The organism is Stenotrophomonas sp. GD04054, assembly GCF_029836955.1.
GTDB classification, from domain to species: Bacteria; Pseudomonadota; Gammaproteobacteria; order Xanthomonadales; family Xanthomonadaceae; genus Stenotrophomonas; species Stenotrophomonas maltophilia_A.
Genome location: NZ_JAOECR010000014.1, coordinates 58,909 through 73,262 on the forward strand (window position 1 = coordinate 58,909; position 14,354 = coordinate 73,262).

Here is a 14,354-nt window from a genome sequence, read left to right on the forward strand (position 1 = left end):
AGTCCCGTTCGACGAGCAACACCTCCTGGAAGTAGGCTGCGTGCGCGTCAAAAATGCTGATGCATCTGGCCCTCAAGCGCAGGCGCTTTTCCGTCGATGAGGACTTTGGCGACGAGCATTGCGGGTCACGCTGCGCGGCGCAGAAGGGGGGGCGTGGGCTTGATCCTGACGGACACTATTCCGACTATCCCCAATGGCGGCCATGTTCTTCCAGGGCACCTTGGGTAGCTTCATGGCATATTCGCAGATAGGTGGCAGCCCTGTTGCGCAGGCGCCGGGTCCGAGCGGGCAGCCGTCGGGTAGTTATTACACGCCGGACAAGCCGTCGACGAGCGGTGGCAGTCAATCGGGTGGATCGACTTCAGTTGGGAGCAATGTCGTAGTCACTGGCAGCAACTCCACAGTTGGGTCAGGCAATTCTGATACTGGTCGTAAAGGCTTAGCTTCGAACTAGAGGCCGGAAATGAAGTCAATTCGTGTCTATTCAGGTGTAGTACTCCTGCTGGGTGTGGGAATCATTGCCTGCCAATTGCCACAGACGGCCAATGCAGAAGGTAGGTGTCCTCCTGGTCAGTATCCAATTGGCGGTCAGGGAGTCGGCGGCTGTGCTCCCATCCCAGGTGGTACCACTGGAGCAGGCCAAGCGTCGCCTGTTGCGACAGGGCGTTGGATCAAGACTTGGGGGGCCATCGCTTTAGCGAAGGGGGGCGATGTCGGCGTGGCTCTCGGTAAGCGAAAGAAGAGGGATGCGGCTTCGGAGTCCCTTGCTAATTGCGCACAGCGGGGGGCTACGGATTGCAGGGTGGTATTGGAGTTCAATAATCAATGCGCAGCATTCGTATCCCCCAGTGATGCAAGATTTGGTGGCTCCACGTTTGCGCGTGCGGCATCTGTTGATGCTGCGAGTAAGATGGCTGTGGATGCGTGCTTAAAACAGGGGAGCGATGGCTGTAAAGTGATTTATTCTGGATGCACCGAGCCTGAGTTTGAGAGCTTCTGAGGTTGCGCTTATGAGTTTCTGGCTGAAAACGTAGAAATGCCTGATTAGCCGGAAAAGACCAGGCACCGGAAGAGCAGATCGACAAGAGTCTGGCTTGGATGCAGGTGGCGCTGTCCAGTATTGATGGCATCAAGATTCTGAATGACCCTGGATTGCAGGAAGACAAGACCCGGGCCATGTGGTTCATCGGCCTCGGCACCGGCGGTCCAGCGGTAACTGCGGGTTCAATGCTTCTGCGCTACGAAGTAGCAATAGCGTTGTTCATCGGATTCGGGCCGTTGTTCATTCTTTGCCTTCTGTTCGACCAGACCAAGCAGTTGTTCCAGCGATGGTTGTTCTATGGCATCGGAACCATGTTGGCGGTGCTGGCGGCAATGGTGTCGATCGCACTGGAGATGGTGATTCGCGTGTCCGCCTCGTTCTGGGTGACAGCGCTGGTGAACAAGTTTCCGCTGATGGGCGCGTCCAGCGACGGCATGACCAGTCAGGCGATGCAGCAGGGCGGCATGGGATTGATCCTGACGACCCTGATTCTGACTGCGCCCCCAATGGCGGCCATGTTCTTCCAGGGCACCTTGGGTAGCTTCATGGCATATTCGCAGATAGGTGGCAGTGCTGGGGCTGTGTCGCCTGGTCCGAATGGCCAACCGGCAGGGAGCTATTACGCTCCTCCGAAGCCATCTAACAGTACTGACGCTCCGACGGCGGGTCAGGATGCGGCTGCCGGGACAGCTCGCATGACCTTGCCACAGAACTCAGCGCCAACGATTCACGACACGGGCCTTCGCGGGGTGAATCGTTAACTTGATGCGTCGCCGGGAAGTTGGCGCAAATTCTTGATCTGCTGTCGAGTGGTTTCTTATGAGAATGAATAATTTTCTATTGCTGATTCTCCTGTTCCTTGCCCCACTAGTTGCATATGGGGAGGGGCGCTGCCCGCCAGGTCAGTATCCGATTGGCGGGCAGGGTGCGGGTGGCTGTGCCCCGATTCCAGCCTCTCAGGGTGAGGGGAGTTCCGGGCCGCGTGCGATAGGTAAGTGGATCAAGACCTGGGGAGCCATATCCCGATCTGTTGTGACCGGTGATGTGGGAGCTTCGGTTGGAAAGAGATCAAAGGCCGAGGCCGTCGCTGAGGCTCAGTCCCGCTGTGCGACATATGGTGCGAAAGATTGCTCTGTAGGGATAACGTATAAAAACCAGTGCGTCGCTTATGCGGATCCGGCTCCGGGCTCTAAAGGATTGATTTCAATGGCCGGTGGTCCAACGAGAGAGGCCGCTTCCACTGAGGTTCTGAAGTACTGTGCTGCTCACGGCGGTGGGCAGTGCACGATCAAGTACACGGATTGCAGTGAGCCAATCTTCCAAGAGTTCTGATTGCTCTATGGAGCTGGGTTGACACATCCGACGTCCAACACCTATCGCACTTTGGTAGAGGGATCAGAGTGGCTGGGGCCATCATGAAATGAACTCTCGAAGCTGAATTCGGGAGTTCGGTCCCATGCCCGAAGAAGTGGGCTGCGTGCGCGTCAAAAATGCTGACGCATCTGGCCCTCAATCGCAGGCGCTTTCCCGTCGATGAGGACTTTGGCGAAGAGCATTGCGGATGACGCTGCGCGGCGCAGAAGGGGGGGCGTGGGCTTGATCCTGACGAACACTATTCTGACTATCCCCAATGGCGGCCATGTTCTTCCAGGGTACCTTGGGTAGCTTCATGGCACATTCGCAGATAGGTGGCAGCCCGGTTGCGCAGGCGCCGGGTAGCTACTATTCGCCGGCCCAGACAAAGGATCATTCCAGTGCTTCATCGGTCAGTTCCTGCCACGGCGCGACTTCTGGTTACGGTATTGGGCGATCAGGTGAGATCAAGCAAGATACTGGAAAATATGGGCAGGCTGGTGCCTAGCGTGAAATGACAGTGTCGATTGATAGAGGTGTAAGTATGAAGTGCATTGTCGTGCTTTTGCTGCTCGTTATTTCTAATGTGGCGTTGGCAGAAGGGCGGTGCCCCCCAGGTCAGTACCCGGTGGGAGGGCAGGGCGTAGGAGGTTGTGCGCCAATTCCGGGCGGTCAAATTGGTGGTGAGAGCAATGGCCCCACGCCAACTGGCAAGTGGGAAACCCGGTGGGGTGCTTTGGCGCAAGATGCAGACCATCAAGTAGGCCAGAATTTGGCGATTGGTGTGGCAGAGGTCAAAAAATCAAAGAGAGAAGCCAGGTCTCTCGCGCTCTCTGAATGTCAGCGCATGGGGGGGCAGAAGTGTAAAGTTATTCTTGAGTACCACAATCAATGCGCCGCGCTAGCCGGCCCGGTGATTGGCTCAATACCCCTGGCCGATGTGACAACCGTGGCGTATCGATCACCTAATGAAGAGGATGCGAAGGCGGAATCAGTGCGCCGTTGTGAATCCGAGGGCAAGGGGCGCAGTTGTACCGTTATCTACTCTGCGTGCAGCATGTCTGAGTTTAAGCCTTTCCGCTGATGGAATCCTCGCGTTGGGTGAGCTTTGTTGCACGCCGAGGTTCTTCTTATTTGTTTTAGAGGTGGCCTGCTGAGAAGCGGGCTATTTCTATTTCTCACTTCCGCCTAAGACATCGACTTTGCCTTTGGGGTTGGAATCGCTGGCCATAGGTATGGTGATTCGCGTGTCTGCGTCGTTCGGGGTGACCCCGCTGGTGAACAAGTTCCCGCTGATGGGCGCGTCCAGCGACGGCATGACCAGTCAGGCGATGCAGTAGGGCGGCATGGGATTGATCCTGACGACCCTGATTCTGACTGTGCCCCCAATGGCGGCCATGTTCTTCCAGGGCACCTTGGGTAGCTTCATGGCATATTCGCAGATAGGTGGCAGCCCTGTTGCGCAGGCGCCGGGCCCGAGTGGGCAGTCGCCGGGTAGCTACTACTCGCCGGATAAGCCGGAGAAGGGGCGTACTGCAGACGCCGGTGACTACAGTAATCAGTCAACAAGCTGCATGACATTGCCGCAGTCGGATGCAACAAGGATTGCGGAAACTGGCCAGCGAGCTGCTCATCCTGGTAGACAGTGATTTCAGGCGTATTGGAGAGTTAACGTGAAGCGCATTGTGATCTCCCTCTTTTGGATTTGCTCTGCATTGTTCTTGCTTGTGACAGCAGATGTCCAAGCGGAGGGGCGCTGCCCGCCCGGACAGTATCCGATTGGCGGACAGGGGGTTGGTGGATGTGCGCCAATACCGGGCTCCAATGGAGGCGCTGCGGGGTCCAGTGGTCCGGTCGCGACAGGCCGCTGGATCAAAACCTGGGGAGCTATTGCAACCGCAGTAAGCACGGGCGATATGGGGGCATCAGTCGGAAGGCGTTCAAAGCAGGAAGCTGTGTCCGAGGCGCTTTCCCGTTGCGCGACCCATGGCGCTAGAGATTGCAAAGTCGGAACTACCTATAAGAACCAGTGCGTTGCATATGCTGATCCCGAGAGGGGGAGTAAGGGGCGCGTCTCCTATTCGGTTGCAGGCTCCAAGGAGGAGGCTACAAATCGAGTTTTGTCCCATTGCGCGGACATCGGTGGTGGGCAGTGCAAAGTTCTATATACAGATTGTTCTGAGCCGATCTTTGAGTCGTTCTAGTCTCATGGTTGCCGTGACATCCCGCCGAGATCGAGTGGCGCGACGGTCCTAGTGGGCAAATGTTCTTTTACTGCGCTGTGGAGAAGTGTTGCAAGGCTATCGAATCGTTACAGGCTGCAGCCGCGACTCGATGATGGTCCTGGTAACCAACATGGCGCGGGCAGCGTTGATTGTGGCCGTTGCCACCAGCATGGGCATGTTCGGGCGCGATAAGCAGCGCACGCTTTCCGCGCAACCTCAGGCCGGCGGGGCTGCGGGAGGCGATGCATCCCCGGCGCCATCCACCGCGGATCTGTTTTTCGGATAAGCCACCATTCACGTTAACTGCGCTTTTTCTGTGATCAAGTGCGCTTTTCATCCCAAGCTCCCTTCGACGAGCCCCGCCTCCTCGAAGTAAGCTGCGTGCGCGTCAAAATCCCGACGCATCGGTGCCATCGAACGCAGGAGCTTTTCCGTCCATGAGGACTCTGACGACCCACGATGCGGATGTTGATTGCGACCATCGCAGACGCCGCAGGGCCGGGGCTATCATCCGCCATGGTGGAAACCGGAGCCTGCAGCGCAGCGCATGGTTTCCCGGTCGTCGCGCGGGTACTGGAAAGTCAGGATTGAAGGAGTCGCAGGGGATGCCGAAGGGGAGTGGCGTACACATGGACAATGCCTTGGCGTTCGTTCCGTCCGGCGCGAACCTGCTGGAAGCCGTACGCGGCGATCTCACCGGCAACGGGATCGACGACCAGTTGCTGGTAATCGATCAACCGGCGCCCGACGGCTTGGTGCCTGGCGAGCACGGTCCCAACCGGGTGCTGTTGCTGCTGCTGGGCGACGCCGCGGGCCGATGGCAGCTGGCCGCGCGTAACGACAAGCTGGTGCCGTGCTCCACCCGTGGCGGCATCGCCGGCGATCCCTTCGCGTACGTGACGATCGAGGATGGCGCGTTCAGCGTGATCACCAACGGCGGGAGCCGCGAGCGCTGGAGCAGTGTCTACACCTTCCGCTATGCACCCGCCGAGCAGGCCTGCTGGGTACATGGGGTGCAGCGCAGGGTGGTCGACACTGAGACCGAGGCCAGTCATACACGCGATTTCTCGGCGGCCGAACTTGGTCGGGTGCGGTTCGAGGATTTCGATCCGTCCGTTGTCGCCGACGTGAGCTTGCCCTGAGTGCCATGCCTGTGAGGAGGCGGGAGTACCCAACGATGATCGAGCAGGAGTTTCACCGTGTCGCAGGATAGAGAGTCGCAGTTGCTGCGGCAGGCCACGGAGGCCGGCATCACCTCGTCCCGGGAACTGGCCAACTTCATGGCGCAGGCCGGGCACGAGTCCCGTGGCCTGAGCCGGCTCAATGAAAGTTTCAACTTCACCCGGGGTATCTCGCAGATCCCGGTGGAAGCGGCGTGGCGCAATGGTAATGGTGCGCTTGAGAGCGCCCGCCAGGAGGCGCTGCGGGGGCGGCCGGAGAATCTGGCCGAACTGATGTATGGCGGGCGCATGGGCAATGACGCGCCCGGTGATGCACTGAAGTATCACGGCCGTGGCTATCTGCCGCTGGTCGGCAAGGAAAATTACGAGCGTGCCGGCAAGGCGCTGGATCTGGATCTGGTGAATCAACCGGAACTGGCCGCGCAGCCTGAGCATGCGGGCCGTATTGCGGTGTGGCAGTGGCAAACGCGCGTGCCGGAGGCGGCGCGCGAGGATGTGCGCGAAGCGACGCGCGCGATCAATGGTGGCCTGAACGGCATCGAGGCCCGCCAGCAGCGATTCGATGCGTGGCAGCAGAAGCTGACGCCTGATGTGATGGCGCGGCTGGAGCGGGGCGAAGTAGGGGCGCCGGCGCAGCAGGCCACCCTGCGCGACATGTCGCAGCCGGGCGAGCCGGGACACGCCCTGTTCCAGGGGGCACGCCAGCACCTGCAGCAGATGGGGGTGCAGAGCGGACTGCGCAGTGAACAGGAACTGGACAACGCCGCCGGCGCGCTGGCGTTGAGCGCGCAGAAGGCCGGCCTGTCGCGTATCGATCATCTGCTGGCGGGCAACGACGGGCGCACGCTGTTTGCGGTGCAGGGCACGCTGGGAGATCCGGCGATGCTGCGTGCGTCCGTTGACCGGGAGCAGGCCGCCCAGCAGCCGCTGGCGCAGAGCAGCCAGCAGTTGGCTGCCAGTGTCGCCCAGCAGGACCCGGCGGCCGCGCTCGCCCGCGAGCAGGAGCAGCGTTCTCGATCCCTGTAACACCTGATGCCGGCGGGCAGGGGATCCGCCGGTGCTTTACGTACGACGCGTGGCGCCCTGTGGCGCCGACATGGAAACCCACTCGGAAGGACACCACATGCGAATCGTTCCCTCGAATGCCCGGCACGTCGCTGCCCGCTGCGATGCATCCGCGCGCCGCCTGCCGCCGCTCTGGCTGCTGTCACTTGGACTTGCCGCAGCGTCGGCACAGGCTCATGCTCAGGAGACAGCGGCGCCCGTCGTGGAGGCGCCCATCGCCGCCGAGGCGATCGTTGACGCGCCTGCAGGGATGGCACCTGTTGCAGCGCCCATGGCCACCGAAACCGTTGTCGCGGTGCCGGCTCCCGATGTACCGGCTGCCGTGACACCTCCTGCGACACCAGTGGTGGACGCGCAGCCGGCGCCGGCTGCAGACCCGACGTCTGTGCCCGTTGCACCCGCAGCGGCGGCGCCTGTCGCTGCACCGCCTGCTGTCGTCGAGCCAGCCGTCCCGGCGGTAGCTCCCGCGCCACCCGCCTTGGTCATCGCGCCGTTGCCGCCCGAGCAGGCGACCGAGCGTGCGCTTGGTGCCCGCTGCCCGGTGGATCTGGCTGGGCGGCTGGCGGCCCAGGGCGAGCTGCTGATCGGCGCCTGCCAAGGCACGATGCCGGCGCATCTGGCCGCGCTGCTGGTCGCGCTGCCCCAGCAGGACATCCACCTGCCGCGCAGCTGGCGCGAGCGTGAGGTGCAACAGAAGGTTTGGTTCAAGGCGGTGCCGGGCTACGGCCAGCGCCCGGACTTCATCGCGCGGATGGGCGACATCTGGGTGCGCTCGCTGGAAGGACGCGACGCCGACAGCACGTTCTACCTGGTGTCGGCACCGTTCACCTGCAGCGACCGGGTCGCCAATCGCGATGAGTACGGCGCGGAGCCGGTACGTGTGCCAGCGGGTGACTGCCGCGAGGCCTATGTGGCCCAGCGTGTGTACCAGGTTCGCGGGGACGCCGCGCCGAGGGATGTGACCGCCGATGCCATGCCGGCCATGCCCCAACTGACGGAGGCCGATCGTGCACGGCAGCTGTCGCGCGAGGGCCGGATCAGCCTGGACCACAGCAAGTTGCAGTATGGCCCGGCCATGCGCTGGTTCGTGCAGTACCCGGAGACGGCGCAGAAGGGCGGTCCGCGTGCCTACAGTGACTGGAACCGCGAGCACCTGGCCTTCGTGGTCTGGACTGGGGATCGCTTCGAGCTGCGCGAGAAGGTCGCGCGGGCGCAGTGGCCCTGTGATCCGGTAGCACCGGGCGATCGCGCCTGTGGTGGCTTCCCGGATTCCGGGCCGGATCTGTTCGTGATCGCCGGTGCGTCCGCGCCGGTCGCGGCCTCCAGCCCCTGAGGCAGAGGGCCGAAGTGACGCGGGAGCTGGATTGACCGGCTCCCGCGCTGTTCATCAGGCCTGCATGCTGCGGGACTGGTTCTGCTGTTGTTCCAGTTGTTGATCGCGGTCCTGTGCCAGGCGCTGTCCCGCAGCTTGCTGATCAATGCGCTGGCTGCTCTGCTCCAGCGGGGTGTTCATCGCCACGGCCGTGTCCACCGACACGCGCAGATGCGCCGGGTCGCCGCCCTGGCCCTGCACCGCGAAGCTGCGCGAGGCGTCGGCATTCATCACCACCTCGTCGATGCGCTTGCCGCCTGCAGCGTGCATCTCCGCCGCCAGGCTACCGGCCAACTGCGTACTCATCACATCCGGCACGCGGCCGACGCGAACGTCCTGCGCATGCACGCCACGGATCGCGTCGTTGAACAGCGGGTTGCCCAGGTGATTGGCATCGTCCATGCGCAGCATGCTGGTGTGATGGCCGTTCTTCTCTGCTTCGCGGCGTGCTGGTTCACCGGGCTGCAGCGGGCCGCGGATGTGGTCGTACAGATCGATGGCGCCGCCAGGGATGCCGCGTGCCGCGCGGGTGACGCCACGACGCAGTGATTCCACGTCGTCGCGGTACTCCTCGATCATCTTGGCGTTGTCTTTCGCCAGCTTCTGCGTTTCCGGGTGCTTCAGCACCGAGCCTTCGTTGAGGAAGTTGCCCAGCTTGTGTGCGCCGAATGAACTGGTGGCCGCGATGATCGGACGGTCTGGAATCAGATCACGCAGGGCGTGATTGCTGAAGCCGTTCGCTGCCAGCGTCTTGATCTCGTCGGGCTTGGCGTAGATGCGGACCTGGCCAAAGTGCGGCGAGGCAGCGCTGACCGGATCGGAGGCCATGACGTGGTTGATCATGGTGTTGCCGCCTTCCGGAATGCGGTAGCTGAGGCTGACCGCGCCGTAGGCATTGAAGGTCTCGCCCTTGACGTTGAAGTGGTGCGAGGTGATCTGGGCCAGGGCACCGCCGAGGGAGTGGCCTGTGACGGTGACCTGGGGCGCGGGCACACCGTTCAAGCGGGATTGAAGCGCGGCGCCTTCGAGCGTCCTCTGTGTCAAAGCAATCGCGTCAGGCGCCTGCACGTTGGTGCGCGCAACCACCATGCCGCCGTCGGTCAGAATCGCATCGCGAGCGATCTGCTCGGTGCCACGATGCGCAATGACGATCTCTTTGGTGTCTACGCGCTGATAGACGGTGCCCTGATAGCCGTTGAGACGATTGTTGACATGCTCAAGTATCTTGTACTCATGGCCGTTTAACGTGACTTTTTCTTCTTGGCCGGGTTCACGTCGGCCGACGGCCCGATCCTTGTAGGCGTCATTGGATAACGCGGCGTAGTCCTGAGAGGTGATGGTCACGGCGCCACCTCACTTGCGGAGAGGGTGATCGTAAACAGCTTGTCCTGCAGATCAGGGGCGTAGTTGCTGCGATCGGGCTCGCCACTGGCTGGGAAGTTGGGAACGCGATCTGCCTTCGGATAGACCAGATCCGGATAGTAGAGCGTATGGGCGCCACCTTCGGTCAGCGGCTTGGCGTCGACGAAAGTGAGGAAGCGGGTCTCTTCTTCGGCACCCGTCGCCTTCAGCATTGCCCCGGCACCGGTGAACTCCCACTTGCAGACGCCACGACCGTAGTAGTCCTCATCCAGCATGCGGTCCACATACAGCATGCCACGGTACTCGCCCTCAGCGACCTTGCGCAGCTCCACCGGTTCCTGGCTGGTGATACGTGCAGCTGTGCCGGTGGCCGGCTCGATGTGGCCGCACTGGTCTTCGTTGGTGACGTCGTACTGCGCTACGCCCTTGACCAGTGCGAAATCGCCGGGTGCATCCTTCAGGCGCAGTACCAGTTCATAGGCCTTGCGCGGGCTGGGGTTGAGCTTGGCGAGGCCGCGCCCACCCTGGGCGACATCGGCTTCAGCAGCGGCACGTTCCTGGTTCATGGCGGTCTCCGGGTTGCAGGCGGTCAACAGAAGCAGAGCAAGGCACGGAATCATCTTGTGGCGCAATGTCGGCCTCCTTGGGGGTAGGGGTTGTGGAACTGGCGGCTCATGGCATGAGCTTCTGCACAGTGGTGGTGGTTGAGAACAACGCATTGCGCAGATCGGCGCGATAGCTGGAAGGATCTTCCTCGCCGCTCGCTCCGTATCCGGTGATCTCTTCGATTCGGGGGTAGTCGGCGCGTGGGTAGTGCCGCGTCACCCGGCTCCCCGCGTCCATGCGCTCCTTGTCGATGAACGTCAGGAATCGCGTATCCGCCTCGCCGGTCGTAGCGCGCAACATCGCACCGACTCCCGTCAGCGCCCAATGGCAGACACCACGCCCGTAGTAAACCTCGTCCTGCATGCGGTCGAGGTAGAACGTGCCGCGGTATTCGTTCTCGCCCACCTGGCGCAGTGCGATAGGTTCCTGACTGGTGATGCGGCCCGCAGTGCCCGTTGCAGGTACGATCCGCCCACATGCTGCATAGTTGCGTGCGTCGTACTGGGCAACGCCCTCGACCACCGCGAAGGGACCGGGGGCATCCTTCAGTGTCAGCACCAGCTCGTAGCCTTGCTGCGGTGATGGGTTGAGTTTGGCCAGGCCGCGCCCACCAGCGGCGACGTCGCGCTCGGCATCAGCATAGGGCGAGCATGCGGCCAGTGGGATAAGGGCGAGCAACGCCAGCAGCGGCTGCCTTTTCCTTTCAGGGAGCGCTACTCCCATGGCCTGATCCTGCATCGTGCGTCCATGTCCATATATCCTTCCTGGGTGACAGGTTTCTCGATTATGGAGCGTGTCAGGAACGCTGCGCCACCGCCGCGACGGCTTTTTGACGCGCCCGATGCGGTGTATTCCGCCGAATCGATTGCAGCACAGGGGATTCGGGCGTCGCGTTGGCCTTGCTGGCAGGGGCTGCTCGCGGTTGAATCTGCGACCTAAATCAATAATTCACGCATTCATCACATTATCAAAGGCGTTCTCTTGAACTGCATGATCCGCACCGAAACCACGGCCGACCACGCCGCCATCCATGCACTCACCGAGGCCGCCTTCCGCGAAGCCCCGCACAGCAGCCACACCGAGCAGTTCATCGTCGACGCCCTGCGCACCCGCGGGGAGTTGAGCATTTCGCTGGTCGCCGAAACTCAGGGCCAGGTGGTCGGTCACATTGCCCTGTCGCCGGTGACGGTCAGCGATGGCAGCACGGGCTGGTTTGGTCTGGGCCCGATCTCGGTATTGCCCGCGTGGCAGGGGCAGGGCATCGGTGCGGCCCTGATGCGCGCCGCACTTGAAGTACTGCGTCAGCAGGGTGCGCATGGCTGTGTATTGCTGGGCGAGCCGGCCTATTACGGGCGCTTCGGCTTCCGTGCCGAGCCGGGCCTGGTGTTGCCGGGCGTGCCGGCGGAGTACTTCCAGGCGCTTTGCCTGCAGCCTCCGCTGGCTCAGGGCGAGGTGCAGTACTCACCGGCCTTCGAGGCGACAGCCTGAGCCACGGCGGGCGTGCGCCCGCTCAGGGCGCGCGCCAGACGGTCGGTTCGGGTTGCGGTTTCGGAATGCGGTAGCCGCCGATATGCTCGAGAAGTTCATTGGTACGACGCTGCTCGACCAGTACCTCACGCAGCAGGTTGCGCACGGCGAAGATGGCGAACGGCACCAGGATCCAGACCAGGCTGATGCCCAGCGCAAACAGGGTCAACAGGGCTTTTGCACCATCCATGTACGGCATTCCTTGATCGAAAGCAGCCACGCTAACACGCAGCTGCTGCCAACGGATGTCAGGCCTTATGCCGAAGGTGGATCAGCGGATACGGGCGGCCCTGCGAATCCAGTGACGAACGACCGGTTTCGACGAAGCCCATGCGCAGGTAGAAGCCGACCGCCTGCTCATTCTGCTGATTGACGTCTGTGCTCAGCTGTGGATGCTGGGCCAGTGCGTGCTGCAGCAGCTGCCGACCGATACCGGTGCCGCGCACGTCCGGATCGATGAACAGTGCTTCCATGTGGGTGCCGTCGATCAGCATGAAGCCCAGCGGCCGATCCTGTGCATCGACAGCAACGGTCATCGGCGCCTGCGGCAGGAAACCGGCGACTTCGGCATCGATCGCCAGGCGATCTTCAGTGCTGAGGAAGTCGTGGGTGGCGTCGACGGCGCGGCGCCAGAGATCGACAAGGGCGGCGCCGTCGTCAGCGCGAGAGGGACGGAGGGTGGTCATATGTTCACCAAGGTGCTTGCAGGAATGCGAAGTATGAAGCTTTCCGGCCGTGCCTGCAGGTGCGGGTTCATCCGGCGTTGCGATGGCGGATGAAGGGACTGTACGCAGTCGCTTCCGCGCGCAGCAACACGCCATCCTCGAAGTCCTCACTGCTGTTGAAGGGCACGGTCGGCCACTGCCGCCATCGCGACAGTCGCTCGCGGTAGGAAAGGGTGGCTGCAACCAATGCTTCGTCGTGGGCCTGCACGCGTTCCGCTGCAAGCCCTGAGCGCACGCCGTGCACCATATGCGGCTCCATCACCTCGAAGCCGACGTAGCGCAGGCTGTACATCAACGGCCACAGCAACAGCCGGGTATCGCCTTCGCGGCCATCGACCGCGCACGCCCGCGCCGAAGAGCCGGTGGTGACGCTCAGCAACGCACGCTTGCCCTGCATCACGCCGCGCTCGTGGCGTTGCCGGCTGTTGTACATCGGCCCGTAGACCAGCACGCGGTCCAGCCAGCCCTTGAGGATGGCCGGCGCCGCAAACCACCACAGTGGGAACTGCAGGATCACCAGGTCCGCGGCCTGCAGCAGCTGCAGGTGATGCCGCACATCGGCGGGCAACTGGTCGTGTTCGGCGCTGTAGCGCTGTTCGCGCTGGGCATCGAAGCGCTCGGGCTGCAGGCGCCGTGGATGGTGCCAGGCCGCTTCCAGCGGATCGAAGCCTTCTGCATACAGGTCGACCATGTCCACCTGCAGATGGTCGTGCCGCAGCTGCTCGGCCGCCTGCATGGCCAGGTGGGCATTGAAGGAACGGGGTTCGGGGTGGGCCAGCAGGATCAGGGCGCGCATGGGGCGAGGTGTTCGTGGAGTGTGCGACCATCCTCGCGATGCCGGCATGCCCCGGCAATTACGCACTTTGAGGTAACCATGGCCTTTCCCGGTGATGTCTATGCCGCCGACTGCTCGGCGCGCGATGCGCTGGCACTGATCTCCGGCAAGTGGGTGATGCTGCTGCTGCCGGCATTGGCCGAGGGCCCGCAACGCAATGGTGCGCTGCTGCGGAAGATCGAAGGCATCTCGCAGAAGGTGCTGACCCAGACCCTGCGACAGCTGGAGCGCAACGGCCTGATCGAGCGCTGCGATCTGGGCGGCAAGCCACTGCACGTGGAGTACCGGTTGACCGAGGTTGCGCGCAGTCTGGTAGACACCCTGACCGCGTTGGACCGTTGGGCCGAGCACAATTTCCCGGCCTTGGACGCTGCCCGCGAGCGCTTCGACGCGCGCTAGCGGCGCCTGCACGGCTGCGGGCGTACAATGCGGCCCCGGCGGCCATCCTGGCCCTGCAGACACGCGAGAACCGCCATGATCGACGCCCTGGGTGTGCCGGTGCACGACACCGACGAACACTGGATGCGCCACGCGCTGGCGCTGGCCGAGCGCGCACAACGCGAGTTCGACGAGATCCCGGTGGGTGCAGTGCTGGTCGGTGCCGACGGCCAACTGCTGGGCGAGGGCTGGAACCTCAACATCGCCTCGCATGACCCCAGCGCACACGCCGAGATCGTGGCCATGCGGGCGGGCGGAAAATTGCTGGCGAACCATCGCCTGCTTGGCAGCACGCTGTATGTGACCCTGGAGCCGTGTGCGATGTGCGCAATGGCGATCGTGCACGCGCGCGTTGCACGGTTGGTCTACGGTGCGAGCGACCCCAAGACCGGTGCCTGCGGCAGCGTGTTCGACCTCATTGGCGATGCCCGCCACAACCACCGGGTGGAGATCCACGGTGGGGTACTGGCCAAGGAAGCCAGCATGCGCCTGACCAACTACTTCCGCGCCAAGCGTGGCAAGCCGCCGCTGTTGCTGGAAGACCACGCCAGCGAGGGCTGAGGGGCGAACGGGTATGATGGGCGCCTCTTTCCATCACCGGTAGGCCGCGCGCCTGCCCAGCA

Annotated in this window: 15 protein-coding genes and 4 pseudogenes; 13 read left to right on the top strand and 6 right to left on the bottom strand. The window is 62.7% G+C overall.

Annotation, left to right across the window (positions count from 1 at the left end; translation table 11 throughout):
* Nucleotides 1-463 precede the first annotated feature (463 nt).
* From N7573_RS09045 to N7573_RS09090, 10 genes and pseudogenes are all read left to right on the top strand, one after another.
* Nucleotides 464-1,000: a DUF4189 domain-containing protein gene (locus tag N7573_RS09045; RefSeq protein WP_223276932.1), complete on the top strand. Its 537-nt coding sequence runs from the start codon at nt 464-466 to the stop codon at nt 998-1,000.
* 50 nt (nt 1,001-1,050) lie between these two features.
* Nucleotides 1,051-1,803, top strand: a pseudogene (locus N7573_RS09050) (type IV secretion system protein); the annotation flags it as partial.
* A 64-nt stretch (nt 1,804-1,867) separates the two neighbouring features.
* Complete coding sequence (locus N7573_RS09055) at nt 1,868-2,374, top strand: DUF4189 domain-containing protein (protein ID WP_232528021.1); 507 nt, start codon at nt 1,868-1,870, stop codon at nt 2,372-2,374.
* A gap of 246 nt (nt 2,375-2,620) precedes the next feature.
* Nucleotides 2,621-2,903 (top strand): annotated as a pseudogene (locus N7573_RS09060) (type VI secretion protein); the annotation flags it as partial.
* A 706-nt stretch (nt 2,904-3,609) separates the two neighbouring features.
* Nucleotides 3,610-3,897 (top strand): annotated as a pseudogene (locus tag N7573_RS09065) (type VI secretion protein); the annotation flags it as partial.
* A 225-nt stretch (nt 3,898-4,122) separates the two neighbouring features.
* Entirely contained in the window at nt 4,123-4,599 is a 477-nt protein-coding gene (locus N7573_RS09070; protein ID WP_343123932.1) for a DUF4189 domain-containing protein, read from the top strand.
* 85 nt (nt 4,600-4,684) lie between these two features.
* Nucleotides 4,685-4,810, top strand: a pseudogene (locus N7573_RS09075) (type VI secretion protein); the annotation flags it as partial.
* A gap of 415 nt (nt 4,811-5,225) precedes the next feature.
* Nucleotides 5,226-5,762, top strand: a complete 537-nt coding sequence (locus N7573_RS09080) for a hypothetical protein (protein WP_279912178.1) — start codon at nt 5,226-5,228, stop codon at nt 5,760-5,762.
* Between the two features lie 57 nt (nt 5,763-5,819).
* Complete coding sequence (locus tag N7573_RS09085) at nt 5,820-6,827, top strand: XVIPCD domain-containing protein (RefSeq protein WP_279912158.1); 1,008 nt, start codon at nt 5,820-5,822, stop codon at nt 6,825-6,827.
* Nucleotides 6,828-6,924: 97 nt separating this feature from the next.
* Nucleotides 6,925-8,199 carry a hypothetical protein gene (locus N7573_RS09090; RefSeq protein ID WP_345781977.1) on the top strand — a complete coding sequence of 425 codons (1,275 nt, stop codon included), beginning with the start codon at nt 6,925-6,927 and terminating at the stop codon, nt 8,197-8,199.
* A 54-nt stretch (nt 8,200-8,253) separates the two neighbouring features.
* On the opposite strand, the gene N7573_RS09095 is transcribed toward N7573_RS09090, so the two are convergent.
* Genes N7573_RS09095 through N7573_RS09105 form a run of 3 tightly spaced genes read right to left on the bottom strand, consistent with a single transcriptional unit; the run spans nt 8,254 to nt 10,929 of the window.
* A complete protein-coding gene (locus tag N7573_RS09095; protein WP_279913735.1) occupies nt 8,254-9,582 on the bottom strand; it encodes an XVIPCD domain-containing protein in 1,329 nt (442 codons plus the stop codon).
* The gene (locus N7573_RS09100) at nt 9,579-10,232 is read right to left on the bottom strand and encodes a hypothetical protein (RefSeq protein WP_182266329.1); all 654 of its coding nucleotides are present in this window, start codon (nt 10,230-10,232) and stop codon (nt 9,579-9,581) included. Before N7573_RS09100 ends, N7573_RS09095 begins: the two co-directional genes overlap by 4 nt.
* A 40-nt stretch (nt 10,233-10,272) precedes the next feature.
* Nucleotides 10,273-10,929, bottom strand: a complete 657-nt coding sequence (locus N7573_RS09105; RefSeq protein ID WP_182266328.1) for a hypothetical protein — start codon at nt 10,927-10,929, stop codon at nt 10,273-10,275.
* Nucleotides 10,930-11,196: 267 nt separating this feature from the next.
* Here N7573_RS09105 and N7573_RS09110 point away from each other — a divergent pair, with 267 nt between their 5' ends.
* A complete protein-coding gene (locus N7573_RS09110; protein WP_279913733.1) occupies nt 11,197-11,694 on the top strand; it encodes an N-acetyltransferase in 498 nt (165 codons plus the stop codon).
* Nucleotides 11,695-11,716: 22 nt separating this feature from the next.
* Here the strand turns inward: N7573_RS09110 and N7573_RS09115 are convergent, their stop codons facing one another.
* The 3 genes from N7573_RS09115 to N7573_RS09125 all read right to left on the bottom strand — a co-directional run bounded on the left by N7573_RS09115 (nt 11,717) and on the right by N7573_RS09125 (nt 13,254).
* Nucleotides 11,717-11,923, bottom strand: a complete 207-nt coding sequence (locus tag N7573_RS09115; RefSeq protein WP_005410107.1) for a hypothetical protein — start codon at nt 11,921-11,923, stop codon at nt 11,717-11,719.
* Between the two features lie 58 nt (nt 11,924-11,981).
* On the bottom strand, nt 11,982-12,419 hold the full coding sequence (locus tag N7573_RS09120) for an acetyltransferase (protein WP_279913732.1): 438 nt from the start codon (nt 12,417-12,419) through the stop codon (nt 11,982-11,984).
* Nucleotides 12,420-12,486: 67 nt separating this feature from the next.
* A complete protein-coding gene (locus N7573_RS09125) occupies nt 12,487-13,254 on the bottom strand; it encodes an NAD(P)H-dependent oxidoreductase (protein WP_107431638.1) in 768 nt (255 codons plus the stop codon).
* Nucleotides 13,255-13,332: 78 nt separating this feature from the next.
* On the opposite strand from N7573_RS09125, the gene N7573_RS09130 reads away from it, so the two are divergent.
* Nucleotides 13,333-13,692: a helix-turn-helix domain-containing protein gene (locus tag N7573_RS09130; protein WP_032129513.1), complete on the top strand. Its 360-nt coding sequence runs from the start codon at nt 13,333-13,335 to the stop codon at nt 13,690-13,692.
* Between the two features lie 75 nt (nt 13,693-13,767).
* Nucleotides 13,768-14,292 (top strand): tRNA adenosine(34) deaminase TadA, encoded by a 525-nt coding sequence (gene tadA, locus N7573_RS09135; RefSeq protein WP_279913731.1) that lies wholly within the window; start codon nt 13,768-13,770, stop codon nt 14,290-14,292.
* Nucleotides 14,293-14,354: the final 62 nt, after the last annotated feature.

Excerpts from the sequence above, each read along its gene's own strand:
- N7573_RS09045 (WP_223276932.1), top strand. The coding sequence starts at position 464 with ATGAAGTCAATTCGTGTCTATTCAGGTGTAGTACTCCTGCTGGGTGTG.
- N7573_RS09055 (WP_232528021.1), top strand. The coding sequence starts at position 1,868 with ATGAATAATTTTCTATTGCTGATTCTCCTGTTCCTTGCCCCACTAGTT.
- N7573_RS09080 (WP_279912178.1), top strand. The coding sequence starts at position 5,226 with ATGCCGAAGGGGAGTGGCGTACACATGGACAATGCCTTGGCGTTCGTT.
- N7573_RS09090 (WP_345781977.1), top strand. The coding sequence starts at position 6,925 with ATGCGAATCGTTCCCTCGAATGCCCGGCACGTCGCTGCCCGCTGCGAT.
- N7573_RS09105 (WP_182266328.1), bottom strand. The coding sequence starts at position 10,929 with ATGGGAGTAGCGCTCCCTGAAAGGAAAAGGCAGCCGCTGCTGGCGTTG.
- N7573_RS09110 (WP_279913733.1), top strand. The coding sequence starts at position 11,197 with ATGATCCGCACCGAAACCACGGCCGACCACGCCGCCATCCATGCACTC.
- N7573_RS09115 (WP_005410107.1), bottom strand. The coding sequence starts at position 11,923 with ATGGATGGTGCAAAAGCCCTGTTGACCCTGTTTGCGCTGGGCATCAGC.
- N7573_RS09120 (WP_279913732.1), bottom strand. The coding sequence starts at position 12,419 with ATGACCACCCTCCGTCCCTCTCGCGCTGACGACGGCGCCGCCCTTGTC.
- N7573_RS09125 (WP_107431638.1), bottom strand. The coding sequence starts at position 13,254 with ATGCGCGCCCTGATCCTGCTGGCCCACCCCGAACCCCGTTCCTTCAAT.
- N7573_RS09130 (WP_032129513.1), top strand. The coding sequence starts at position 13,333 with ATGGCCTTTCCCGGTGATGTCTATGCCGCCGACTGCTCGGCGCGCGAT.
- tadA (WP_279913731.1), top strand. The coding sequence starts at position 13,768 with ATGATCGACGCCCTGGGTGTGCCGGTGCACGACACCGACGAACACTGG.